The organism is Streptomyces sp. NRRL B-3229 (assembly GCF_000719505.1).
GTDB classification, from domain to species: Bacteria; Actinomycetota; Actinomycetes; order Streptomycetales; family Streptomycetaceae; genus Streptomyces; species Streptomyces griseorubiginosus.
Map to the genome: position 1 here is coordinate 57,348 of NZ_JOGP01000028.1, position 20,923 is coordinate 78,270.

Consider the following 20,923-nt stretch of genomic DNA (forward strand, 5'->3'; position numbering starts at 1 on the left):
CCGCGCGACCTAGGCTGATCAGGTGAGCAACGAAGCGCCGAACCAAGCCCGCGTCATCCCCCTGCGCCCGCACCCCGCGCGCCCGGGGACCGCCCGCCCGGTGTCCGAACGCCCCGTCACGACACCCCCGCGGCCCCCGCGTCCGGTCGTCCCCGCGGACCCCGCCCCGAGCCGGGCCAGGGAACCCCTGTGGCGCGACCTCGTCGGAGACGTCCTGCGCCGTGAGCGCCTCGCCCAGGAGCGCACGCTGAAGGACGTGGCCGACGCGGCCCGGATCTCGATGCCCTACCTCTCCGAGGTGGAGCGCGGTCGCAAGGAGGCCTCCTCCGAGGTCCTCGCGGCCGCCGCCCACGCCCTGGGCCTCGGCCTCGGCGATCTGCTCTCCCTGGCCCAGGGCGAGCTCACCCGGCCCTCCGCCCGCGGCGGCCGGCGCACGGTGCCGGGATCGTCGTACGACGGGATGTGCCTGGCGGCCTGAGGCGGCAGCCGGCGCCTCAGACCCGCACGAGGCGCCGGCTCACCACCTCGTCGGCCAGCCCGTACGCCACCGCCTCCTCGGCCGTGAACACCTTGTCGCGGTCCATGTCCGCGCGCAGGGTGGCGACGTCGTGGTGGGTGTGCCGGGCCAGCACCTCCTCCACCTGGGAGCGGATGCGGACCATCTCCTTGGCCTGGAGGGCGAGGTCGGAGATCGAGCCGCGGTTGCCGCCGGAGGCGGGCTGGCCGAGCAGCACACGCGCGTGCTCCAGCACCAGCCGGCGCCCGGGATCCCCGCCGGCCAGCAGGACGGCCGCCGTGGAGGCCGCCTGACCCACACAGAGCGTGGAGATCGGCGCCTGCACGTAGGTCATGGTGTCGTAGATCGCCATCAGTGAAGTGAACGATCCGCCGGGCGAGTTGATGTAGATGGCGATCTCGTTCTCCGGAGCCGACGCTTCCAGATGCAGCAGCTGCGCGATCACCACGTTGGCCACGCCGTCGTCGATCTCGGTGCCGAGGAAGATGATCCGCTCGGACAGCAGGCGGCTGAACACGTCGGAGGATCGCTCGCCGTGCGCGGTCCGCTCGACGACGTACGGAATCGTGTAGTTCGCCATGGTCACAGTCCCATCCGTCGCCTGGAGGCGGTCGGGCGGACGTCCGCGAGGGACTCCAGGACCCGGTCCACCATGCCGTACTGCCTGGCCTCCTCGGCCGTGAACCAGCGGTCGCGGTCGCCGTCCCGCGCGATGCTCTCCGGGCTCTGGCCGGTGTTCTCGGCGAGCAGCCGCTCCATCGTCCGCTTGCTGTGGTCCAGGTTCTCCGCCTGGATCTCGATGTCGGCGGTGGTGCCGCCGATGCCCGCCGAGCCCTGGTGCATCATGATCCGCGCGTGCGGCAGGGCATACCGCTTGCCGGGCGCGCCGGCGCAGAGCAGGAACTGGCCCATGCTCGCGGCGAACCCCATGGCCAGCGTCGACACGTCGTTGGGGATGAGCCGCATCGTGTCGTAGATGGCGAGCCCGGCGTACACCGAGCCCCCGGGGCTGTTGATGTACAGGCTGATGTCGGTGCGCGGGTCCTCGGCGGACAGGATCAGCAGCTGGGAGCAGACCCGGTTCGCGGAGACCTCGTCGACCTGGGTGCCCAGCAGCACGATGCGCTGGGCGAGCAGCTGGGTCGCCAGGTGGTCGTCGAAGCGGGTGGGAGGGGTGTCCCCCTCCTCGGCCCGGATGGTGGTCATGGGCGGTCCTCGGGGTCGTGGGGATGCTGTCGGATCCACTGTTGACCTGGGACGTCGCCCCGATGCGGGTTCTCTGCCCGGAGCAGATTCGCCACGGGCAGAGCGCGGGCCCGGCACGTGCCCCGGGGGAACGCTCAGTCCTTCTCGCGCAGTTGCCGGAAGAACGCCCGGATGTCGTCCACCAGCAGGTCGGGCTCCTCCATCGCCGCGAAGTGGCCACCCCGGTCGAGCTCGGTCCAGCGGACGATGTTCTCCGTGCGCTCCGCCCTGTGCCGCAGGGGGATGTGGAGCTCCGAGGGGAAGAGGGCGAGGGCCGTGGGCGCGGTGGACGGCGCGGTGGGCCGGGCCGCGCGGTCGCCGCCGGCGTGGGCCCGCTCGTAGTAGATCCGGGCGGCCGAGGCGGCGGTCCCGGTCAGCCAGTACAGCATCACGTTGGTCAGCAGGCGGTCCCGGTCCACGGCCTCCTCGGGCAGCTCTGCCGAGTCCGTCCATGCCTGGAACTTCTCGACGATCCAGGCGAGTTGGCCGACGGGGGAGTCGGTGAGCGCGTAACCGAGGGTCTGCGGCTTGGTCGAGTTCAGTACGGCGTACCCGGTGCCCTCGCTCGACCAGTCCCGCCACCGGCGCCACGACTCCAGGGTCCGCTGCCGCTCGCCGGGCTCCAGCGCGGCGAGCTCCTCCTCGGTCGGTTCCCGGGTCGCCTGCGCGCCCGGCAGCAGATTGAGGTGGACGCCGACGACCCGCCCGGGGTGGGCCCGGCCCAGCTCCCGGGAGATCGCGGCGCCCCAGTCCCCGCCCTGCGCGCCGAACCGCTCGTAGCCGAGGCGGGTCATCAGCTCGGCCCAGGCGCCCGCGATCCGGCCCGCCTCCCAGCCGGTGTCCGCGGGCGGCCCGGAGAGTCCGAAGCCCGGGATGCTCGGCACGACGACATGGAAGGCGTCGGCCGGGTCGCCGCCGTGCGCCGCCGGATCGGTCAACGGGCCCACCACGTCCAGGAACTCGACGATCGAGCCCGGCCAGCCGTGCGTGAGGATCAGCGGGGCGGCGTCCGGCTCGGGGGAGCGGACATGGGCGAAGTGGACGGTCGTCCCGTCGATCACGGTGGTGAACTGCGGCCACGCGTTGAGCCCGGCCTCGGCCGCGCGCCAGTCGTAGGAATGCCGCCAGTGGTGCGTGAGTTCACGCAGATAGGCGGCCGGGACGCCGTACGCCCAGCCGGTGGCCGAGAGATCGTCCGGCCAGCGGGTGCGGTCGAGCCGTGCGTGGAGGTCGTCGAGGTCGTGCTGCGGAATGTCGACACGGAACGGCGTGATGCTGTCGGTTGACGTCATACGCGGATGCTAGGTGGCACCGGTGTATGAGCCACCTGGATTAACCGGCCGTACGACCGATGAGTTCCGCGTCGAGGATCGGTCCACAGAGACGACCGCACCACGACGCTTCAGGAGGAAACCATGGCGAGCAGGCCTTTCACCACGTGTCTCTGGTTCGACGGCCAGGCCGAGGAGGCCGCGCACTTCTACGTCTCGGTCTTCAAGGACTCCACCGTCGGGCGGGTCACCCACTACCCCGAGGGCGCGATGCAGCCCGCCGGGACCGTCCTGACGGTGGACTTCACGGCCAACGGGCAGCACTTCGTCGCCCTCAACGGCGGACCGCAGTTCACGTTCACCGAAGCCGTCTCCTTCCAGATCCTCTGCGCGGACCAGGAGGAGATCGACTACTACTGGGCCAAGCTCACCGAGAACGGCGGCGAGCCCGGCCCCTGCGGCTGGCTCAAGGACCGCTACGGGCTGTCGTGGCAGGTCGTGCCCGAGGGGCTGGCCGACATGGTGGGCGACCCGGACCCGGAGAAGGCGGCGCGTGTCACCAAGGCGTTCATGGCGATGGGCAAGTTCGACGTCGCCGCCCTGGAGAAGGCGTACGCGGGCGAGTGAGCGTCAGCCGGCGGGTGTCCTGCCGATCACCCGGGTGATCTCCCGGGCGATCCGCAGGATGCCGGGGGAGCGGACCGGGCACGGCCGGGGCGTGGACGTCGTCGGTGCCAGGCAGAAGTGCAGGTAGTCCTTGTCCAGGTGGAGGGCGGTCCGGTCGCGGTCCGGCTGGGTGCAGTAGACAGGGTGTTCCTTCTCGTACGCGGTGCAGGGCAGGTACTGCACCCACGAGTAGCGGGCCCCGGCGGGCGCCACCGTGGCCCCCGCGTCGGCCACCGCGTCACCCGAGGCGGCCGCCTGCTCCTCGTACAGCTCGTTCACACGCCGGACCCGGTCGGGGGTGATCGGGTCCGGGCCCTGGGCCACCCACACGATCCGCGGCCGGTGCGCCCCGCCCGCCGCGGCGATCTGATCGGTCAGTCTCCGCAGGTCCGCCCGGTACCTGCTGAAGTACCTCTGCGGTGCGCCGGCATGACTGATCCCGTCCATGCACCAGGTGTAGCCCCACGCGTTGCCCCAGAACTGCATCACCACGTAGTCCGGGTGCAGCGCCCGGACCAGCGCGGCCGCCTTGTCCCGGTCGGGCACCAGCGACTTCTTCCCGGTGCCCTCCAGGTAGTCGCACAGGGTCGTGCCCGAGTACGGCGCGCTCGTGTACGTCGCCCGCAGCTCGCGGCGCAGCTCCTGCCCGAGCACCCGCTGGGCCTCCATGGCGAGGGAGTCGCCGAGATAGAGCACGCGCGGGGCGACGACCTCGGGGGCGGTGCTCGGGGAGGTCTGGGAGCGCTGATGCGTCGTGGCCGCACGCGGGACGTCCGGGGTCGGCGGGGCCTTCTCCGGCCCGTCGGAGGGGTCGCTGCACGCGCCGAGCAGCAGTACTCCGGTCAGCACCGCCACGATCCACGGTCTGCGCATGTGCGACTCCGCCCCGGTCGCCGAGAAACGGTTCCCCAGGCAAGCACAGCCGGGGGCAAGGGGGAAGACGCCCGGACCGGTTCAGTCGCCGTCCTCGCCGGGCTTCTCCAGGAACTCCAGCAGGTCGGTCAGCGGCAGCGGCTCGGTCAGATGGGCGTCGAACCCGGCCGCCCTGGACAGCGCCCGGTCCGTGCCCCGGCTGAAGCCGGAGACCGCGATCAGACGCGGTCGGCCGCCGTCGGGCCGGGCCCGCATCCGGCGGGCGACCGTGCAGCCGTCGATGTCCGGCAGTCCCAGATCGCACAGCACGACGTCGAAGGACCCGCTCTCCGTGGCCTGCATCTGGGGTTCGGTCTTGGTGGTGGTGGCGAGCTGCCGGGCGGCCTGGGTGCCGAGGCTGGTCGGTGCGGCTCGGGCCGGGGGTTCCGGTTCGTCGACGGCGGCGCCGGTGGCGCTGTCCGGTGTGGACACGTTCCCTGCTGGGAGGTGAGTGGGCTGGCCGTACGCAGGACAAGCCAAACAGCCGCGGTGCCTGTCGATCAGGGCGTGAAGAGGGCGGCTTCACGACAGGGAAGGTGTAAACCTGCCTGGTGAGGCAGTCGGCGCACCATGAGTGGCCGCGCGCTCCTCGGGGTCGCCCGTGCCCCGGGGACCCCGCTCGGACGCGCGCTCTGCACGGGGACCCCGCTCGGACGCGCGCTCTGCACGGGGACCCCGCTTCGACGCGCGCTCGGGCGGACCGGTGGCTAGCGTGAGGAACCGGACCTGCCACCGATTCGGGAAGGCCGCGATCATGGCCGTACGACCTGAGGGAACCCCCTGCTGGGCCGATGCGATGTTCGGCGACGTCGAGGGGGCCAAGAGCTTCTACGGAGACGTCCTCGGCTGGACCTTCGGCGAGTCGTCGTCGGAGTACGGCAACTACACCCAGGCCTACGCCGCGGGGAAGGCCGTGGCGGCCGTCGTCCCGCCCATGCCCGGCCAGGAGGGGCAGTCGCAGTGGTGCCTGTATCTCGCCTCGCCGGACGCGGCCGCGACCGCTGCCAGGATCCGTGAGCACGGCGGCGAGGTGCTGATGGAGCCCATGCAGGTGGGCGACTTCGGCACGATGTGCCTGGGCCGCGACCCGGGCGGGGTCGTCTTCGGTGTGTGGCAGGCGGGCGTCCACGAGGGGTTCGAGGCCCCGCCCGAGCAGCCCGGGGCGTTCTGCTGGGCCGAGGTGTACACCCGCGAGCCCGGGAAGTCCGACGCGTTCTTCCCGGCGGTGTTCGGCTACACCGCCAAGCAGATGGAGGACGACGCCATGGACTTCCGGATGTTCAACGTCGGCGACGACACCGTCCTCGGCCGCATGAAGATGGGCGAGGAGTTCCCGCCCGAGGTGCCCGCGTACATCAACGTCTACTTCACCGTCGACGACTGCGACGGCGCCGTCGCCCGCGCCACCGGGCGCGGGGGCGTCCTGCGGTTCGGCCCGATGGACACCCCGTTCGGCCGCTTCGCGGCGCTCAGCGACCCGCAGGGCGCGAGCTTCTCGGTCATCGACGTGACGAGGACGCAGGGCGAGATTCCGCACATCTCCGACGTGCTGTAGCCGACCTGTGCAGTGGCCGTCCTGATCGGTACGCCGGACGTCGGCGGCTGTCGTCGCGGCGAGGGCCGTCGTCCGCTCATGGCATGATCGGGCGCATGCGTGAACGACTGGTGGCCGCGTGCGACGGGGCTTCGAAGGGAAATCCGGGACCCGCGGCCTGGGCCTGGGTGCTTGCCGACGCGAGCGAGACCCCGGACCGCTGGGAGGCCGGCCCGCTCGGCAAGGCCACCAACAACGTCGCCGAACTGACCGCGCTGGAGCGGCTGTTGGCCGCGACCGACCCTGACGTGCCGCTGGAGATCCGGATGGACTCCCAGTACGCCATGAAGGCGGTCACCACCTGGCTGCCGGGCTGGAAGCGCAACGGCTGGAAGACCTCGGCGGGCAAGCCGGTCGCCAACCAGGACCTCGTGGTCCGCATCGACGAACTGCTCGACGGCCGTACGGTCGAGTTCCGCTACGTCCCCGCGCACCAGGTCGACGGCGACCCGCTCAACGACTTCGCCGACCGCGCGGCCAGCCAGGCGGCCATCGTCCAGGAGCCCGCGAGCAGCGCCCTCGGCTCCCCGGTGCCACCGCCGTCGCCGGACACCCCGAAAGCCGACCGCCCCGCCCGGGCCAAGTCGCCCAGGCGGAGCGGTGGTTCGTCCTCAGGTTCGTCCGGTTCGTCCTCCCGCACGATCAAGGCCAAGTTCCCCGGCCGGTGCCTGTGCGGACGCTCCTACGCGGCGGGCGAGCCCATCGCCAAGAACGCCCAGGGCTGGGGGCACCCGGAGTGCCGTACGGAAGGGGCCGGCTAGCCCGAGGCGGTCAGATCACCGCCCCGCGCCACTCGCCGGTCTCCCGGCCGCGCTGCTCGATGAACGTCTTGAAGCGCTCCAGGTCGCCCTTGGTCTGCCGCTTCACGAACCCGAGCTTGTCGCCGACCTTCTCGGTGATGCTGTCCGGGTGGAAGTCCATCTGGAGCATCACCTTGGTGTGACCCTCGTCGAGGCGGTGGAAGGTGACCGCACCGGCCTGCTTGGCCTCACCGGCGATCGTGGTCCACGCGACCCGCTCGTCCGGGATCTGCTCGGTGATCTCCGCGTCGAACTCCCTGTGCACCCCGTTGACGTTGGTCACCCAGTGCGTGAGCGTGTCGGTCCGCTGCTCGATGCGCTCGACCCCGCTCATGAACTCGGGGAAGGTCTCGAACTGTGTCCACTGGTTGTAGGCGGTGTGCACCGGCACGCCGACCTCGATGGATTCCTCGACCTGCGACACGGGTGAATCCCTCCTTCGTCCTCTCGGTGTGTACGGCGCGGGTACCGCACGCCCCGCAGGGCAAACCGGAGCAAGCGACTCTTATTCGGTGTCGAAGGTGTAGTGGCTCCTGTGGTCCAGCAGGTCGGCGGGCCGCACGTCGTTCCACGGCCGCATGGTCTCGTCGAGGTCGACGACATCCGGGGTGCCCGCGGCCGGCACGTACCGGGAGTCCGGGTGCCGCCGCTGCCACTCGGCCCACAGCTTGTCCACGTACGCGTGGTGCAGCCAGAACACCGGGTCGTTCGGGGACACGCCGGTGGCCATCTGCCCGCCGACCCACACATGGACCCGGTTGTGCAGATTGACGCCGCGCCAGCCCTCCAGATGGTTGCGGAACCCGTCCGAGGCGCTGTTCCAGGGCGCCATGTCGTACGTCGCCAGGGACAGCACCGAGTCCACCTCGGCCCGGGTCGGCAACTCCCGTACCCCGGCGCCGAGGGCGCGACGGAGATACGTACGGCCGTCGACCCGCACGTTGATCGGCCAGTTGCCGCTGTCCGCGGCGAACGGGCCGTCCATCACCCGCCCGTCCCGGCTGCGCCCGGTGCCACCCAGGAAGTCGGGCGCCCACAGCGAGGCACGCGTCGAGCGGTCGCTGCTCCAGTCCCAGTAGGGGAGGGCGACCGAGGCGTCGACGGACTGGAGGGCACGTTCGAAGTCGAGCAGGAATCTGCGGTGCCAGGGCAGGAAGGAGGGCGAACGGTGGCCCGTGCGCGCGCCGTTGTCGGTGTCGGCCATGATGAAGCCGTTGTGCGTGGTGACGAACGCGTCGTAGCGGCCGGAGCGCTTCAGCTCCAGGACGGCGGCGGTGAAGCGCCGCTTCTCGTCGGCGGTCAGGGTGGCCTGGTTCTTGCGGACGGTCATGTGTGCGGGTGCTCCAAAGAGACGTACGGGGCGGTCAGTTGGCGGGGAACGGCAGCAGCCGTGCGCCCTGGAGCTCGTCCACGGCGGCCCGCGCGGCGGCGCGCGGGGTGGGCACCGGGTCGTAGTGGCTGACGACGCTGATCCAGGTGCCGTCGGCGTTCTGCATCGTGTGCAGCTCCACACCGTCGACCGTGACGAGCCAGCCCCCGTGGTGACCGCCGGTGGCCCGGCCCCGTATCCGGCGCCCCCGGTAGACCTCGTCGAAGGCCTCGGGGGAACCGTGGTCGTGGCCCTCGGCGGATGCGCGCGGTGTGGCGACGGTCGCCGCGGCGAGGGCGGCCGTAGCGGCGAGCGCGGTACGGCGGGTGAGTTCCGGCATGCGGTGTTCCTCCTGAGTTGACGGACTCCGCATGCCTATCGGCCCTGCCGAGAGCGGGAGAAATCACTCGAGACGGGTTGGCCGTGATCCAGACAATTCCCTACATGTCGTACAGCATTGAACAAAGATGATCTTGCTGTGGAGAGGGTTTTCCGGAACCCGGACGGAGGAATTCCTTCGCCCGCGGGCCGTGGATTCGATGATCCTTTGCGGGCGGACCCGCAGGCAGTGGCCCGCCTCACGTGCGGAAAGTGGCGCGATCCGAAGCGCGGGGCCGATGACCCCCGGCTGCTACCCTGCGTTGCCAATCGACCGCTTTGGGTAATGACTAGGGGTGCGTGTGAAGGTCGCCTGCGTCGGCGGCGGGCCCGCCGGCCTGTATCTCTCGATCCTGCTGAAGCAGCAGGACCCGTCCCACGACATCACGGTCCACGAGCGCGACCCGGAGGGCTCGACCTACGGCTGGGGCGTGACCTACTGGCGGGGGCTGCTCGACAAGCTGCACGCCCATGACCCCGAGTCGGCCCGCGCGATCGAGGAGGCGTCGGTCACCTGGAACGAGGGCGAGGCCCGCGTCCGTGACCTCGTCACCCGGCGCCCCAGCGACCTCGGCCACGGCATCGGCCGGCACCGCCTGCTGGAGATCCTCGTCGCACGGGCCCGCGCGCTGGGTGTCCAAGTGGAGTTCGAGCGCGGGATCACCGCCGCCGACCTCACCGCCGGTGACCTCGCCGGGGCCGACCTCATCGTGGCCGGCGACGGCGTGAACAGCGCTCTGCGCACCGGACACGCCGACGACTTCGGCGCCGAGGTCAAGGAGGGCCGCAACCGCTACATCTGGCTCGGCACCGGCAAGGTCTTCGACTCCTTCACCTTTGCCTTCGTCGAGACCGAGCACGGCTGGGTCTGGTGCTACGGCTACGCCTTCAGCCCCGAGCGCAGCACCGTCGTCGTCGAGTGCGCGCCCGAGACCTGGACCGGTCTCGGTCTCGACCACGCCGACGAGGCCGAGGGGCTCGTCCAACTGGAGAAGCTGTTCGCCGACATCCTCGACGGCCACCCGCTGATCGGCCGCTCCGCGGGCTCGGGCCGCGCCCAGTGGCTGACCTTCCGCACCCTGACCAACAGGACCTGGCACCGCGGCAACCTGGTCCTCCTCGGCGACGCCGCCCACACCACCCACTACTCCATCGGCGCCGGCACCACCCTCGCCCTGGAGGACGCCATCGCCCTGGCCGACGCCCTGCGCGAGCACGCCGAGCTGCCAAAGGCCCTCGCCCGCTACCAGCGGCAGCGCACCGCGGAACTGCTCTCCGTGCAGAGCGCGGCCCGCTACAGCGCCCAGTGGTACGAGAACCTGACGCGCTACATCGGCCTGCCGCCGGAGCAGATGTTCGCCCTGCTCGGCCAGCGGCACTCGCCCCTGCTGCCCTATGTCCCGCCGCAGCTGTACTACCGCATCGACAAGGCGGCCGGGCAGCTGGAGGCCCTGCGCCGGTTCAAGCGCTGGCTCGGCCCGAAGCTGGCGCGCAGCGTGCACGCGCGGGAGCTGTCCTCCCGTAAATAGCCGCAGACCTCGGAAAGAGTTGGGTGAATGGCGATTCACCGCTAGAGTGAATCGCCATTCACCACTGCTTTCCCTGTCGAATGCGGAGCGCCGATGGACCAGCAGGGCCCGATATCCCCGCCACGCGGAACAGGCCCGCGCCCCAGACCGACCGTGCCGGTGCTCGCGATGTGCGGCACGCTCATGGCCGTCATGCAGACCGTGGTCGTCCCCCTGCTGCCCGACCTGCCCCGGCTCACGCACTCCTCCGCCGCAGCCGTCTCCTGGATGGTCACCGCGACCCTGCTGTCCGGAGCGGTCCTCACCCCGGTCCTAGGCCGGGCCGGCGACATGTACGGCAAGCGCAGGGTGCTGACGGCGTCCCTGGTCCTGATGACGGTCGGCTCGGTGATGTGCGCCCTGTCGTCCGACATCACCGTGCTCATCGCGGCCCGCGCCCTCCAGGGCGCCGCCGCCTCCGTGGTGCCGCTGTCGATCAGCATCCTGCGCGACGAACTCCCGCCCGAGCGGCGGGGTTCCGCGGTCGCGATGATGAGCTCCACCGTCGGCATCGGGGCCGCCCTCGGCCTGCCGCTGGCCGCGATGGTCGTCCAGTACGCCGACTGGCACACCATGTTCTGGATGACCAGTGCCCTGGGTGCCCTGGGCGTGACCGCCGTGACATGGGCGGTCCGCGAGTCGCCGGTACGCCGGCCCGGCCGCTTCGACCTGTGGGGCGCTCTCGGACTGGCCGTGGGTCTGGTGAGCCTGCTGCTCGGGGTGTCCCAGGGCGGCCAGTGGGGCTGGGGGAGCCCCCGAGAGCTGGGTCTCTTCCTGGGCTCCGCCGCCGTACTGGCGGTGTGGTGGTGGCGCCAACTGCGCACCGAGCAGCCCCTGGTGGACCTGCGGCTCGTCACCCGGCCACGGGTGGGCCTGTCCCATGTGGCGGCCCTGCTCACCGGCTTCGCGTTCTACGCCAACTCCCTGGTGACGGCCCAGCTGGTGCAGGCACCGAAGGCCACCGGCTACGGACTCGGCCTGTCGATCGTCGCCACCGGCCTGTGCCTTCTGCCGGGCGGCGTCACCATGCTGCTGTTCTCACCGCTGTCGGCCCGCATCTCCACCGCCCGCGGCCCGCGCGTCACGCTTGCCCTCGGCGCCGCGGTCATCGCGTGCGGCTACGCGCTGCGCATCGCCGACAGCCGGGACCTGTGGATGGTCATCCTGGGCGCGACCGTGGTGTCCACCGGCACCACCCTCGCCTACTCGGCCCTGCCCACCCTGATCCTGCGGGCCGTCCCGGCCGAGCAGACGGCCTCCGCCAACGGCGTCAACGTCCTGATGCGCACCATCGGCCAGGCCGCTTCCAGCGCGGCGGTCGCCGCGGTCCTGGTGCATCACACCAGCCTCGTCGCCGGCGCCCCGGTGCCCACCCTGCACGGCTATCTGCTCGCCTTCGCGATGGCGGGCGCGGTCGCCCTCGCGGCCTGCGCGGCGGCCTTGACCATCCCCGGCGACTCCGCCCCCGAGGGCACCCAGGAGGACGGGGACCGCACCCGGGGTGCGCGGGGCGAGGTGCGGGAGGGAGCATGAGTGCCGTGAGCACGCCGCCCCCCACCGCCGTACCGGCCCGCCGGGACGCCGCGGAGACGAAGGCCGCGATCCTCCGCGCCGCCCGTTTCCTCCTGGCCCGCACCCCGCACGCCGACATCACCCTGAAGGCGGTCGCCGACCGCGCCGGTGTCAGCCCGCCGTTGATCGTCAAGTACTTCGGCAACAAGGACACCCTGTTCGCCCGTGTCATGTCCTTCGAGTCCGACGCGGCGGCCCTGCTCGACGCGCCCCTGGACGAACTGGGCCGGCACATGGTCCGCCATGTCCTCACCAGCCAGCTCGAACGCGGCGCCGACCCCCTGCTGCGGATCGCCTTCGCCCCCGTGCAGGGGGAACACGGCGACATCCTCCGGGTCAACTTCCGTACGCAGGTGGTGGAACGGCTCGCGGGGCGCCTGACGGGCCCCGAGGCGGGCCTGCGGGCGGAACTGGCGGTGGGCACCCTGCTGGGCCTCGGCGTGATGTACGGCATCGCGCGGGGCACCGAGCTGAGGGCGCGCGCGGTGGAGGACGTGGTGGACCGCTACGCCCCGACCGTGCAGGCCCACTTGACGCCTTGAGCCGTACAGGACCACTTGACCCCCCGAGCCGTGACGGCCCGTCCGGCGCGCCCTGAGCCGCGCGGTCCGTCCTGCGCCCTGGCGGAAGAGCCGGCCGCGCCTTGAGCGGCGCGGTCCGTCCGGCGCCCTAGCGGAAGAGCCGGTCCAGGAACGCGTTGCCGAACACGCGGTGCGGGTCGAGCCGGTCCAGCACCCCGGACACCTGCCCCCACACCGCCTCCCCGAACGACCCCGGAATCGCCGTGCCGAGCACCTCCTCGTCCGCCCACACCGCGTCGTCCGTGTAGGCCCACCCCTTGGACCACTCGACGCGCGTCCCGTCGTAGCCCTCGAACAGGAACTGCTCGACCTCCCGCAGGAAGGCCTCCGCGTACGGCGTCCCCGGCAGCGTGAGGATGTCCAGCCACACCGCCGTGTCCCGCTCGGGACGCGCCCCGTCCGGACGCAGCGCCGACAGCAGCGGAGCCCGCGCCCCCGCCACGCCGACCTCGTCCGGATCGTCGAGCCCGGTCACCCGGATCTCGACGGTCCCGTTGACGGGGAAGCGCCCCCGGGCCGTGTACGCGGCCAGGCGCTCCCGGTAGAAGTCCGTGAACTCCGAGACGACCTGCTGCACCTGGTCCCGCGAGGTCAGGACCGCATAGCCGTTCGCGGTCACCCGGAGCGTGGTCGGCCTGACGTACAGCAGCGTGTTCTTCGACGGTCCCCAGATGTCCGCCGACAGCGTCGCGGTGAGTCCGACGGTCGCCACGTCCAGCTGTGCGTTCCCGAGGACCGGCGCCAGGTACCAGGCCGCGTCCGACACCATCCGCCCGGCCAGATCGGCGACGAGAGCCGGCACGTTGTCGGAGAAGGGGTAGTTGTACGGCGAGGTCACGCGCCGTGAGGTCAGCGGCCTGGTGGGCGCCACGCTCCACACCTTCAGCCACGGGAACTCCGTGAAGGCGAACCAGATCGCCTCCACCCGCCCGGACTCCTCCAGGAAGCTCGCGAAGGTCCGCCCGTCACCTCCGGGAGCCGCGAAGAGTTCGGCGGCCGGAATGTCGACCCGGCTCACGCACCGCAGATTGCTGTTCGCGCCGACCCGCAGCACGACCTCGGTGACGAAGGCCCGCCCCAGATGAGCGAGCAGAGCGGCGCTGTCGGCCTCCGCGCGGTCGAACTCCCGCAGGGCGTAGGCCCCGCTGCCCTCGTCCCACACCACCGCCGTCAGTGACAGGATCCGGTTGCTGAGCGAGCCGTAGGTCTGCCCCGGCAGCCGCTGCTCCCCGTCCGCCGGGACTGCCGTGCCGTGTGCGTCGATCGCGAGCGCCCCGCCCAGCGTGAGGTCGCCGGGCGCGGGCGCGGCGGTGACCCCGAGGCCGTGGCCCTCCAGATAGGTCAGCAGCGCCTCCAGCGTGACGCCGGTGCCGGCCCGCACCGCGGAGGCGGAGTCCAGGGACAGGCCGGTGAGGTGGGCTGCGGTGTCGACGAGGAGGACGGGCGCGTCCGAGGTGGTGCCCTCGGTGATCGTGAGGGGCGACCAGCCGTGCGAGGAACCCCGGGCGCGCACCCGCCAGCCGTGCCGCCAGGCCCAGTTGACGACCTCGACCACCTGGTCGGCATCCGTCGGCGCACAGGCCCACAGTCCGTCGGCGGTGATCTCGCCGACCCAGTTCCGGTACGCCGAACGGTAGAGGCCCACACCGGCCGGGAAGCCGGGCAGCTGCTCCGCCGCGGCCACCGGATCCGCCGGCAGCAGAATCGGTACGGCGGCCAGGGCGGCGGCACTCATGAGGAAGCCGCGACGGGACCAGGGCGGGGTGTTCTGCGGGTGGTTGCTCACGAAACGATCAGTCACGGGGTCACGCTAGGCGGATGTTGACACGTGCATGCCTTACGTCGAAACGTGTCACCCTTGCGAGTGAACAACTCACAGGTCCCGCCACGGAGCCACCCGTTCCGCGCAGGTCGGCGACAGATGACAGACTGACGGCATGGACGAGCGCACATTCGGCAGGTCGCAGCAGCACGCATCCGTCATCGGCCTCGGCACCTGGCAGCTGGGTGCCGACTGGGGAGACGTCGACGACAAGGAAGCCCTCGCGGTACTGGAGGCGGCGGCCGAGTCCGGCGTCACCTTCTTCGACACCGCCGACGTGTACGGAGACGGACGCAGCGAGCAGACCATCTCCGCCTTCCTGAGCGGCAGGCCCGATCTGCACGTGCTGGTCGCGACCAAGATGGGCCGCCGCGTCGACCAGATCCCCGAGAACTACGTCCTCGACAACTTCCGCGCCTGGAACGACCGTTCCCGCCGCAACCTCGGCGTCGACCGCATCGACCTGGTCCAGCTGCACTGCCCGCCCACCCCCGTCTACTCCAGCGACGAGGTGTTCGACGCCCTCGACACCCTGGTCGAGGAGGAGCGCATCGCCCACTACGGCGTCAGCGTCGAGACCTGCGAGGAGGCGCTGACCGCGATCGCCCGGCCGGGCGTGGCGAGCGTGCAGATCATCCTCAACGCCTTCCGGATGAAGCCCCTGCTGGAGGTGCTGCCCGCGGCGCGCGAGGCGGGCGTCGGCATCATCGCCCGCGTCCCGCTGGCCTCCGGCCTGCTGTCCGGCAAGTACACCCGGGACACCGTCTTCCCGGAGAACGACCACCGCGCCTACAACCGGCACGGCGAGGCCTTCGACGTCGGCGAGACCTTCTCCGGCGTCGACTACGCGACCGGCGTGGAGGCCGCCGCGGAGTTCTCCGCGCTCGCCCCCGAGGGCTACAGCCCGGCCCAGCTCGCGCTGCGCTGGATCGTCGAGCAGCCCGGCGTCACCACCGTCATCCCCGGCGCCCGCTCGCCCGAGCAGGCCCGCGCCAACGCGGCCGCCGCCAAGCTGCCGCCGCTCTCCGAGGAGACCCTCGCGGCGATCCGTGACCTCTACGACCGGCGGATCAAGGACCAGGTCGAGAACCGCTGGTGAGGCACGCGCGGCTCCGGGTCCCGGTCCGCGGTTCCCGGAGCCGCACTGCTGTTTGAACGATCAGTCACCGGATACACGTAGCGCATGGTCGACACGGTGACACGGACAGGCCGCGACGAGACCGAGGAAGAGCGCGCGGACCGCATGTGGGGCGAACTCATCCAGGAGATACGCGTCGCGCAGACAGGTGTGCAGATCCTCTTCGGCTTTCTGCTGACCGTGGTCTTCACACCGAAGTACGCCAACCTGGCCCACACCGACCAGGTCATCTACATCGTGACCGTGGTCCTCGGCTCCTGCGCCACCGGCGCCCTCATCGGACCGGTGTCCCTGCACCGCCTCGTCTCCGGGCGCCGTATCAAACCCCAGGCCGTGCGGATCGCCTCCCGGCTGACCTTCGTGGGACTGGTCCTGCTCCTGACGACGATGACCGCGGCCCTGCTGCTGGTCCTGCGGGTCGCCACCCACGACTCGTGGGTGCCCTGGCTCGTCACCGCAGTCGTGGCCTGGTACCTGCTGTGCTGGTTCGTTCTGCCGCTGTGGACCCGGCGCCGCTACACGACGGACTGAGCCGGTCGAGTTGCCGGTCGTGCGCACGGCTCAGGACGAGCACCGACACCGTGGCGCCGATGAGCGCGCAGAACATGTCCCACTGGGTGTCCCAGACATCGCCCTGGGTGGCCAGGAAGGCGTCCGCCGCCTGGCCGCCGATCACCGCGGCCGCCCACTCCAGCATCTCGAAGACGGCACTGAACGCCAGACACGCGCACACCGTCAGCGGCGCCAGCCAGCGGCTGCCCCGCAGCGGTGAGGTCCGGCTGAGCAACTCCCGCACCAGGACCGCCGGCACGAAGCCCTGCATCAGGTGGCCGAAGCGGTCGTAGGGATTGCGGTCGAGCCCGAACGTGTCGCGCACCCAGTCGCCGAGCGGGACCTGCGCGTAGGTGTAGTGGCCCCCCACCATCAGCACGAGCGCGTGCACCGCGAGCAGAGCGCACAGCAGGTCGGTGAGCGGGAAGCGGCGCCAGGTCAGCACGATCAGGGGCAGCCCGACCAGGACCCACACGGTCTCCAGGAACCAGGTGGTGCGGTCGCGCGGGCCCCAGGCGGAGAGGGCCAGCGCGGCGACCACGGCCCACGCGAGCAGAACGGGCAGCGGCCTTCGCACAGCGGTCATGAGGTGCTCCTTCTCGTAGGAGCCCTCATCGTCGGGGGAACCCGTCGGCGGTGGCATGAGTACGGCTACTCAAGCGGCTGCGTACAGGCCCCGGTCGGCCGGTCCTGGCCCCGGTCTCAGCCGCCCGCGATGACCGAGGCCAGGAAGTCGTCGACGCTGACCTCCTCCTGGCCCGGCGGCACGACCTCACGGGTCTCACGCAGGAAGGAGGCCATCGCCGGTGCCCAGGCGAAGACCACCGCATGCTGACGGCCTCCGTCGGGGCGGACCTCGCCGTAGAACTCCATGCGCAGCTCCTCCCACACCCCGGTCGACACGGGGCCCATTCGCACGTCCCCGACGCCCACCGGGCCGCTCAGGCCCTCGGTGAGCATCTCCCGGTCCAGCCGCCAGCGCGCCAGCACCCGGCCGTCATGGCTGAACACCGCGGTGACCGCGAACGGGTCCGCCGCGTCGTATCCCAGGTGGGCGAGCACGGGACATCGGTCCGTGCCGCCCGCCTGGAGTTGCACGACGAGGGTCTTGTGCGCGGTCCTGCGGACGAAGGAGTTCACCTGGAGGCCTCCGGGGCAACGGGGTAGAGCCCTCTAGTACCCCTCATCCGGCCAAGATGCTCAGCCTTCCGGGTGATTCCCCTTCGCGCCGCGCAAGGACGTGATGCAGGAGGCGATGGCGCGCTGGAGTTCCTCCAGTTGCTGGACCATGTCGTCCTCGTAGAAGTCCTGGGCGTCGTCGAAGGTCAGCTCCTCGAAGGCCTTGGTCGCCTTCTGGAGGCTGCTGTAGAACTTCGTCCGCCGCTCCTGGACCCGGAGTTCGGGATCGGCCTCCACGGCCTCGGCGACGAGCGACTTCATGGTGTCGAAGGCCTCGGCCGCCCACTCGCCGGTGTCCTCGTCCTCCTCCAGTTCCGCGAGCAGCGACAGATGGCGCTCGGCCTCCTCGCGCAGGTCCGCCGGGGCGTCGATGGTCTGCCCGGCGGGGGTCTTCACCTGACCTGACTCGGCGATCTGCCGCACGTACCCGATGCGGTCGGCGGCCCGGCTCTCGGTGGCCACGGCCTTCTTCAGGTCGTCCGTGCGCACGACGTCCCTGGCGAGCGAGGCCTGGAGCTCGGGGTCCTCCTTGATGCGGTCGAGCAGCGCGCTGCGCGCGGCCCGGGCGGTGGAGGGGTCGGCGAGGATCGCGGCGCGCAGCGCGGTCGGGTTCTCGGCGACCTCCAGGGCCTTCGTCGGGCGGATGCCCTCGGCCTCGGCGGCCTCCGCGATGGCGGTGCCGCGGTCGGAGCCTGCGCTGCTGCGGGAGGAGTAGTAGCTCAGCCACACGTCCGCGTCCGGCAGCTCCACCTCCTGGCCCGGGGACAGCGCCTCGAAGTGCGGCACCATTCCGTCGTCGGCGGCCCGGTCCCAGGCCTTGTAGTAGCGCATGACCCGCTCGGGGGAGCAGCCGGCGAGCTCGGCGAACTCCTTCGCGGACACCTTCGGCGTCTCGTCCGCGCCCTGGCCGCCGGGCCGCACGCTGCGCGCCACCATCAGGCCGAAGGCCCAGCCGCCGGTGCGCGCGTACACCCCGAACTCACGGGCGTCCCGTGCGACGAGGTCGGACAGCGGGGCGGCGGACGGCGCGGCCGAGGGCTCCACCCAGATCTCGGCCGGTGTGTCGACCGGGGTCTGCGCGGGCGTCTCGGACGGGTCGATCGCTGTGGTCACGGGTGCGTCTCCTGGGCAGGTTCGTTCGGACCGCACAGGGGCGCGGCACCACCTTCGGGCCGCGTCCTGTGCAGCTCGGAAGCCTATTGCACCCCTGGGTGCCGCCCCGGCAATCCTCCCGCTCAGGCGAACGCGTCGCGCAGCGCGGGCAGCAGGGTCTTCTCGGACCAGTCCAGGAACTCCGGCTGCGTGTCCCCGCCGATCTGCACCATGGCGATCTCGGTAAACCCCGCCTCCGCGTAAGGCCGTACCGCCTCGACGAAGTCGTCCGGGTCGTCCCCGCAGGGGATCGACGCCGCCACGTCGTCGGGGGTGACGAACTGCGTGGCCGCCTCGAACGCATCGGGGTGCGGAAGCTCGGAGTTGACCTTCCAGCCGCTTCCGAACCAGCGGAACTGGGAGTGCGCCCGCTTGACCGCCGTGTCCCGGTCGGGGTCGTAGCAGACGGGCAGTTGGCCCACGCGCGGCTTGCCCTCGCCGCCGTGCCGGTCGAACGCGTCGAGCAGGCCCGCCTTGGGCTCGGTCGCGATGACCAGGTCGGCGAGCCGCCCGGCCAGGGCGCACGACTGGTCACCGGAGACGGCCAGACCGATCTGCGGCGGCTCGTCCGGCAGGTCCCACAGCCGGGCCGACTCCACGTCGAAGTGCTTCCCGCGGTGGTTCACATGACCGCCTTCGAAGAGCGCGCGGATGATCTCGACGGCCTCCTCCAGCATCTCGTGCCGTACGTCGGCCGCCGGCCAGCCGCCGCCCACCACATGCTCGTTGAGGTTCTCGCCCGAGCCGAGACCCAGCCGGAACCGGCCCTCCGAGAGCAGCTGCATGGTCGCCGCCTTCTGCGCCACCACCGCGGGGTGGTAGCGGAAGGAAGGACACGTCACGTACGTCATCAGCGGGATGCGCGAGGTCGCCTGCGCGGCCGCGCCGAGCACGCTCCACGCGTACGGCGAGTGTCCCTGCGACCGCAGCCACGGAAAGTAGTGGTCCGAGGTCACCGAGAAGTCGTAGCCGACCTCCTCGGCCCGCACCACATGGCTCACGAGGTCACGCGGCCCGGCCTGCTCGGTCATCATCGTGTATCCGATTTGCACCATGGGTTCCGGGTCCCCGCCGACCGCCGGCGAAAACGGGTCTTCCACGGCTTCCCGATCACCCGGGGCTCTCGATCAAGAGCGTCGAACGGGGCAGGATGCCGACATGACTTCCCTGCCCACGAGCACCCCCGCAGCCCAGGGCGTCGACGCCGCCGGCCTTGAGGCCTTCCTCGACGCCCTCGAATCCGACCCGCGCATCGAGCCGCACAGCCTGATGCTGCTGCGTCACGGCAAGGTCGTGGCCTCGGGCTGGTGGTCGCCGTACGCCCCGGAACGGCCGCAGCTCCTCTACTCGCTCAGCAAGAGCTTCACGGCCACGGCGGCCGGGTTCGCCGCGGCCGAGGGGCTGATCCGGCTGGACGACCCGGTGATCTCCTACTTCCCGGAGTTCGAGGCCGACGTCACCGACCCGCGCAGCCGCGCGATGCTCGTACGGCACGTGGCGTCGATGGCCAGCGGGCACGAGGCCGAGACGGTGGACCGCGCGCTGGCACGGGACCGTGACGAACTGGTCCGGGGCTTCCTGCTGATCCCGCCGGACCGCGACCCGGGCACGGTCTTCGCCTACAACCAGCCCGCAACCTACGCGCTCGCCGCGATCGTGCAGCGCGTCACCGGACAGACACTCACCGAGTACCTGCGGCCCCGGTTGTTCGAGCCGCTCGGCATCGGCGACACGGCCTGGATCCGTGACCGGAGCGGCCGCGAGATCGGTTTCAGCGGTCTGCACGCCACCACCGACGCGATCGCCCGGCTGGGCCTGCTGTATCTGCGCGGCGGTGTGTGGGAGGGCGAACGGCTGCTGCCCGAGCGGTGGGTTGCCGAGGCGACGCGCACCCAGATCGCGCACGAGGCGGGGCTCGAAGCCGGCTGGCCGGACTGGCAGCAGGGGTACGGCTTCCAGTTCTGGATGAGCCGGCACGGTTATCGCGGGGACGGTGCGTATGGCCAGTTCTGCGTGGTGCTGCCCGGGCAGGACGCGGTGCTGGCGATCACCTCGGAGACCGAGGAGATGCAGCGGGTCCTGGACCTGGCCTGGGAGCATCTCCTCCCCGCCTTCGGTTCCGGTCCGCTGACCGGCCGGGACGCGGCGGACACGGCCCTCGCCGACCGGCTGACGCGGCTCGCCCTGCCGCCGGCCGCGGGCAAGGCGGCCCACGCGGAGAGCACCACCGTGTTCACCCCCGCCACCGGCACCTGCACGGACCAACCGACCCTCGCCGCGGTCGAGGTCGGCCCCGGGGGACGGGTGACCCTGGTCGACGACGGTGAGCGGCTGGAACTCGGGGACGTGCTCGGCACGTACGGCTGGACGGTCGTCGACGAGCCGCTGCCCGTCGCGGTGAGCGGCGGCTGGACCGACGCACAGGCCCTCGTCGTCGACCTGGCCTTCCTGGAGACCCCGCACCATCTGCTGGTGACGTGCTCACCGGACGACCGGACGTTCACCGCGCACTGGCGCACCAGGCCCCTGCACACCGGGCCGCTGCGACGGATGCGGGCACCGCGCGGGGCGGTGTGAGGCGCGCGGCTGAGAACCCGGACGGGTAGG

Annotated in this window: 23 protein-coding genes; 10 read left to right on the forward strand and 13 right to left on the reverse strand. The window is 71.5% G+C overall.

The annotated features are described in order from the left end of the window. Positions 1-22: 22 nt before the first annotated feature. A complete protein-coding gene (locus tag IF54_RS44100) occupies positions 23-478 on the forward strand; it encodes a helix-turn-helix domain-containing protein (protein ID WP_030325791.1) in 456 nt (151 codons plus the stop codon). Positions 479-494: 16 nt separating this feature from the next. Here the strand turns inward: IF54_RS44100 and IF54_RS0133710 are convergent, their stop codons facing one another. The 3 genes from IF54_RS0133710 to IF54_RS0133720 all read right to left on the reverse strand — a co-directional run bounded on the left by IF54_RS0133710 (position 495) and on the right by IF54_RS0133720 (position 3,054). Beyond that, positions 495-1,097 (reverse strand): ClpP family protease, encoded by a 603-nt coding sequence (locus IF54_RS0133710; RefSeq protein WP_030325793.1) that lies wholly within the window; start codon positions 1,095-1,097, stop codon positions 495-497. Positions 1,098-1,099: 2 nt separating this feature from the next. Next, positions 1,100-1,723 carry a ClpP family protease gene (locus tag IF54_RS0133715; RefSeq protein ID WP_030325794.1) on the reverse strand — a complete coding sequence of 208 codons (624 nt, stop codon included), beginning with the start codon at positions 1,721-1,723 and terminating at the stop codon, positions 1,100-1,102. 134 nt (positions 1,724-1,857) lie between these two features. Continuing rightward, positions 1,858-3,054: an epoxide hydrolase family protein gene (locus IF54_RS0133720; protein WP_030325796.1), complete on the reverse strand. Its 1,197-nt coding sequence runs from the start codon at positions 3,052-3,054 to the stop codon at positions 1,858-1,860. A gap of 123 nt (positions 3,055-3,177) precedes the next feature. On the opposite strand from IF54_RS0133720, the gene IF54_RS0133725 reads away from it, so the two are divergent. Beyond that, positions 3,178-3,660, forward strand: coding sequence for a VOC family protein (locus IF54_RS0133725; RefSeq protein ID WP_030325798.1), 483 nt, complete (start codon positions 3,178-3,180; stop codon positions 3,658-3,660). Between the two features lie 3 nt (positions 3,661-3,663). Here the strand turns inward: IF54_RS0133725 and IF54_RS0133730 are convergent, their stop codons facing one another. Together IF54_RS0133730 and IF54_RS0133735 are read right to left on the reverse strand one after the other, a co-directional pair. Next, the gene (locus IF54_RS0133730) at positions 3,664-4,572 is read right to left on the reverse strand and encodes an SGNH/GDSL hydrolase family protein (protein WP_030325800.1); all 909 of its coding nucleotides are present in this window, start codon (positions 4,570-4,572) and stop codon (positions 3,664-3,666) included. 81 nt (positions 4,573-4,653) lie between these two features. Next, complete coding sequence (locus tag IF54_RS0133735) at positions 4,654-5,043, reverse strand: response regulator (RefSeq protein ID WP_030325802.1); 390 nt, start codon at positions 5,041-5,043, stop codon at positions 4,654-4,656. A gap of 322 nt (positions 5,044-5,365) precedes the next feature. Between IF54_RS0133735 and IF54_RS0133740 the strand changes: the two genes are divergently transcribed. Together IF54_RS0133740 and IF54_RS0133745 are read left to right on the forward strand one after the other, a co-directional pair. Next, a complete protein-coding gene (locus IF54_RS0133740) occupies positions 5,366-6,166 on the forward strand; it encodes a VOC family protein (protein WP_078852195.1) in 801 nt (266 codons plus the stop codon). A gap of 83 nt (positions 6,167-6,249) precedes the next feature. After that, on the forward strand, positions 6,250-6,966 hold the full coding sequence (locus IF54_RS0133745) for a ribonuclease H family protein (RefSeq protein WP_030325806.1): 717 nt from the start codon (positions 6,250-6,252) through the stop codon (positions 6,964-6,966). A gap of 10 nt (positions 6,967-6,976) precedes the next feature. Here the strand turns inward: IF54_RS0133745 and IF54_RS0133750 are convergent, their stop codons facing one another. From IF54_RS0133750 to melC1, 3 genes are all read right to left on the reverse strand, one after another. Beyond that, positions 6,977-7,429 (reverse strand): SRPBCC family protein, encoded by a 453-nt coding sequence (locus tag IF54_RS0133750; protein ID WP_030325808.1) that lies wholly within the window; start codon positions 7,427-7,429, stop codon positions 6,977-6,979. Positions 7,430-7,510: 81 nt separating this feature from the next. After that, positions 7,511-8,335, reverse strand: coding sequence for a tyrosinase MelC2 (gene melC2 / locus IF54_RS0133755; RefSeq protein ID WP_030325810.1), 825 nt, complete (start codon positions 8,333-8,335; stop codon positions 7,511-7,513). A gap of 34 nt (positions 8,336-8,369) precedes the next feature. Further along, positions 8,370-8,714 carry an apotyrosinase chaperone MelC1 gene (melC1, locus tag IF54_RS0133760; RefSeq protein ID WP_030325812.1) on the reverse strand — a complete coding sequence of 115 codons (345 nt, stop codon included), beginning with the start codon at positions 8,712-8,714 and terminating at the stop codon, positions 8,370-8,372. A 334-nt stretch (positions 8,715-9,048) separates the two neighbouring features. Between melC1 and IF54_RS0133765 the strand changes: the two genes are divergently transcribed. From IF54_RS0133765 to IF54_RS0133775, 3 genes are all read left to right on the forward strand, one after another. Then, positions 9,049-10,281 (forward strand): FAD-dependent monooxygenase, encoded by a 1,233-nt coding sequence (locus tag IF54_RS0133765; protein WP_030325813.1) that lies wholly within the window; start codon positions 9,049-9,051, stop codon positions 10,279-10,281. Between the two features lie 93 nt (positions 10,282-10,374). Further along, positions 10,375-11,853 carry an MFS transporter gene (locus tag IF54_RS0133770; RefSeq protein WP_030325814.1) on the forward strand — a complete coding sequence of 493 codons (1,479 nt, stop codon included), beginning with the start codon at positions 10,375-10,377 and terminating at the stop codon, positions 11,851-11,853. Continuing rightward, positions 11,850-12,434, forward strand: a complete 585-nt coding sequence (locus IF54_RS0133775; protein ID WP_030325816.1) for a TetR family transcriptional regulator — start codon at positions 11,850-11,852, stop codon at positions 12,432-12,434. The genes IF54_RS0133770 and IF54_RS0133775 overlap by 4 nt, the downstream gene beginning before the upstream one ends. 127 nt (positions 12,435-12,561) lie before the next feature. On the opposite strand, the gene IF54_RS0133780 is transcribed toward IF54_RS0133775, so the two are convergent. Further along, positions 12,562-14,208, reverse strand: a complete 1,647-nt coding sequence (locus tag IF54_RS0133780; RefSeq protein WP_234439125.1) for a cholesterol oxidase substrate-binding domain-containing protein — start codon at positions 14,206-14,208, stop codon at positions 12,562-12,564. Positions 14,209-14,410: 202 nt separating this feature from the next. Between IF54_RS0133780 and IF54_RS0133785 the strand changes: the two genes are divergently transcribed. Together IF54_RS0133785 and IF54_RS0133790 are read left to right on the forward strand one after the other, a co-directional pair. Continuing rightward, the gene (locus tag IF54_RS0133785) at positions 14,411-15,394 is read left to right on the forward strand and encodes an aldo/keto reductase (protein ID WP_030325820.1); all 984 of its coding nucleotides are present in this window, start codon (positions 14,411-14,413) and stop codon (positions 15,392-15,394) included. Positions 15,395-15,478: 84 nt separating this feature from the next. Beyond that, entirely contained in the window at positions 15,479-15,964 is a 486-nt protein-coding gene (locus IF54_RS0133790; RefSeq protein ID WP_030325822.1) for a DUF6328 family protein, read from the forward strand. On the opposite strand, the gene IF54_RS0133795 is transcribed toward IF54_RS0133790, so the two are convergent. From IF54_RS0133795 to IF54_RS0133810, 4 genes are all read right to left on the reverse strand, one after another. Further along, the gene (locus IF54_RS0133795) at positions 15,885-16,571 is read right to left on the reverse strand and encodes a DUF2238 domain-containing protein (protein WP_030325824.1); all 687 of its coding nucleotides are present in this window, start codon (positions 16,569-16,571) and stop codon (positions 15,885-15,887) included. The two genes, IF54_RS0133790 and IF54_RS0133795, sit on opposite strands and share 80 nt — an antisense overlap. A gap of 116 nt (positions 16,572-16,687) precedes the next feature. Further along, positions 16,688-17,125, reverse strand: a complete 438-nt coding sequence (locus IF54_RS0133800; protein WP_030325827.1) for an SsgA family sporulation/cell division regulator — start codon at positions 17,123-17,125, stop codon at positions 16,688-16,690. A 60-nt stretch (positions 17,126-17,185) separates the two neighbouring features. After that, positions 17,186-18,277, reverse strand: a complete 1,092-nt coding sequence (locus tag IF54_RS0133805; protein WP_030325829.1) for a hypothetical protein — start codon at positions 18,275-18,277, stop codon at positions 17,186-17,188. A 122-nt stretch (positions 18,278-18,399) separates the two neighbouring features. Further along, positions 18,400-19,371: an LLM class F420-dependent oxidoreductase gene (locus IF54_RS0133810; protein ID WP_030325830.1), complete on the reverse strand. Its 972-nt coding sequence runs from the start codon at positions 19,369-19,371 to the stop codon at positions 18,400-18,402. Positions 19,372-19,474: 103 nt separating this feature from the next. Here IF54_RS0133810 and IF54_RS0133815 point away from each other — a divergent pair, with 103 nt between their 5' ends. Beyond that, the gene (locus tag IF54_RS0133815; protein ID WP_030325831.1) at positions 19,475-20,893 is read left to right on the forward strand and encodes a serine hydrolase domain-containing protein; all 1,419 of its coding nucleotides are present in this window, start codon (positions 19,475-19,477) and stop codon (positions 20,891-20,893) included. Positions 20,894-20,923 lie beyond the last annotated feature (30 nt).